Source organism: Neisseria shayeganii 871 (assembly GCF_000226875.1).
In the GTDB taxonomy this organism is placed as follows: domain Bacteria; phylum Pseudomonadota; class Gammaproteobacteria; order Burkholderiales; family Neisseriaceae; genus Eikenella; species Eikenella shayeganii.
The window spans coordinates 1,764,905-1,767,327 of sequence record NZ_JH164926.1 but is presented as its reverse complement, the minus strand read 5'-3'; the positions used below and the strand labels follow the sequence as shown (position 1 = coordinate 1,767,327).

Genomic DNA, 2,423 nt, shown 5'->3' with positions numbered 1-2,423 from the left:
TGGTTTGCCTGCTTTTTACGCAAAACAGCCGGAATATGATGAAGCATGTTCCGGCTGTTTGTTGGCCTGGGGTTTTGCAAAGGTCTCAGGCTACCTGAACAAGCGTTTCGACGCCGAGAAGGTGCAAAACGAAATCGACCTGCAAAGAGCCGTCAGCCAAGACTTCAGCCAAACCCGCGTCCAAGTGCTCGGCAGCATAGACCGCCGCCTCGACCAACTCAAAGAACAGCGCGACAACGGCCGCCTCAGCGAGAGCGACTACCAAACCCAAAGCCGGCAATGGCAGCAAGGCAAAGTCCTACTCAACATGCTTGCCGCCGGCCTCGCCAGCCCCGCCGACCACGCCGGCGGCATTGCCGCCGCCACCGCCTCCCCCGCCTTATCCTACCAAATCGGCCAATACTTCAAAGCCAACGACCTGAAGAACCAAGCGGACGGCGGACAGAGGCCTGGCGAAAGCAGCCCCGCCCACCTGCTGGCGCACAGCATCCTCGGCGCCGCCGTCGCCGCATCCGGCGGGCACAACGCCCTCACCGGCGCCCTGAGTGCCGGCGGAGCCGAAGCCGCCGCCCCCGTATTGAGCCGCTGGCTGTACGGCAAAGCAGCGGCGGAGCTAACCGCCGACGAGAAACAAACCGTTGCCGGCATCAGCGGCCTGCTGGGGGCGGGCATTGGTGCGGCGGCGGGCAACAGCAGTGCGGATGCGGTTTCAGGTAGCCTGAGTGCGCGGAATGCGGTGGAAGGGAACTATTTGGGTTCCGGCCAATTAGAAAAATTTGCTGATGAAATTGGTAGAGATTGCAGTGGAAGCAGTAATGCCGGCAAATGTGCTGCCACTTATAATAAATGGCGAGGTAGATCATACCGACAGGGAGGACTGGATCCCCAAGATACTTCTTGGGAGAACTTTGCAGCAGGCATGTATGCCGGTAATGTGCTTCCCTTATGTAAAGGGAATAGTCAATGTGAAATGACGGTTGCTAAGAGCTTGCAGCTAAATATAGTTATCAGTGCCGGTGATGCTGGATTATTGAGAGACTTAATGGAACGCGACCGGCGTGCGGTTAATATTGCTAATGGAAATTGGATTCGCTCAGGGTTGGATACGGTAGGAGACTTAACCATGCTCACAGGCATACGTGGTATGGTTAATCCCAATTCTTCCTACTCCCGTTTGGTAAATTCTGTATTTACACAGCCAAGTACGCCTGGAATGGTGTTGCCTAGAACGCAAATAGGGGCTGTAGGAGATTTAGGCAAGATATCTGTTTCCGAGATTAATAGATATTTACCCAAGTCAGGCGCTCGAGATATTTTACCAAAAGGACCGCATCTTCATACGCAATATGGAGAAGTGGTTCTTAAAAGCATCCCTAATACGGGAAAATTAGACATTAGACTGCATGGTTCAGGAAATTTGAATTTAGCCAGAGAGGAAGTGAGATTGTTATGGCAAAATCATGAATTCAGAAGAAGATTCCGTGAAAGGTTAATGGATATGAGAAATAATTTGCAAACATATACCGGAGATTCTAGATTTATCAACCAAACTGGCAATCATATAGATGCTGCTATTAAGGCAACGCATTCTACAAAATTCCCAGAATTTATTAAATGAGAGTATACGATCATGTTATATTTTGATTTACTGGAAAATCCAACTCTATTTCTAGGGGCCAGCAAGGATTGGCTTAAAAATCTTCTAATTAAAAATAATATTGATTTTTATGAATTTCCTGTTGAGCAAAGAGTGAATGACGGATTTGACGTTATTCAGTTCTTTTCAAAATCAGTTGAAATTTGGTTTGACTGTCAGGATATTGTGTATTTCATCAGCTTTGAGTTTCCTAGTAAGGCATTGTATTTTAATGGGAAAAGCTTGGATGAAAAAGAAGGAGGCGAGCTGTTTTTTAATCACTTGGAGCGCAATTATCGTAAACATGCTTCTAGATTTACAGCGATACATAACTATACAATTCATTCTTTTGTTGATGGAGATATTTTTTTTGCTATAAATATCTTTCCAGATAATAGCATTGAGAGTTTTGCTATATATTATGATGCATATAGCCGATATGAATATTTAAAAGGTATATCGTTAAAAGACTACTTGGATAGTAAGCATAAATTAGGTTGAAACTCAATATATTTAGCTTTCTCTAGAGTGAAAGTAACCAGACAAGGCAGTATCTACCTAAATGTATAGAGTGGCTTCAGCGCCAACGGCAACTACCAGCAAAGCCAACTGAACGCCGCTCACCAAAGCGTCGCCGAATAAGGTGACCTGTATGCCGGCGACGACGGCTTCCAAGTCAACGTGAGCGGGCACACCCGGCTCAAAGGCGGCCTCATCGTCTCCAGCCAAGCCGCCGAGGACGCCGGCCGCAACCACTTTATCAGCGGCAGCCTCAGCAGCAGCGACC

The 2,423-nt window shown here is 47.8% G+C and carries 2 protein-coding genes; both read left to right on the top strand.

Features of this window, described 5'->3' with window-relative positions:
• Positions 1–1,618: VENN motif pre-toxin domain-containing protein (locus HMPREF9371_RS11070; protein WP_232203091.1), on the top strand; the 1,618-nt coding region annotated here is incomplete at its 5' end.
• Between the two features lie 12 nt (positions 1,619–1,630).
• Positions 1,631–2,137, top strand: coding sequence for a hypothetical protein (locus tag HMPREF9371_RS08245; protein WP_009119585.1), 507 nt, complete (start codon positions 1,631–1,633; stop codon positions 2,135–2,137).
• Positions 2,138–2,423 lie beyond the last annotated feature (286 nt).

Bases quoted from the DNA above. Each gene is read 5' to 3' on its own strand.
- HMPREF9371_RS08245 (WP_009119585.1), top strand. From the start codon at position 1,631: ATGTTATATTTTGATTTACTGGAAAATCCAACTCTATTTCTAGGGGCC.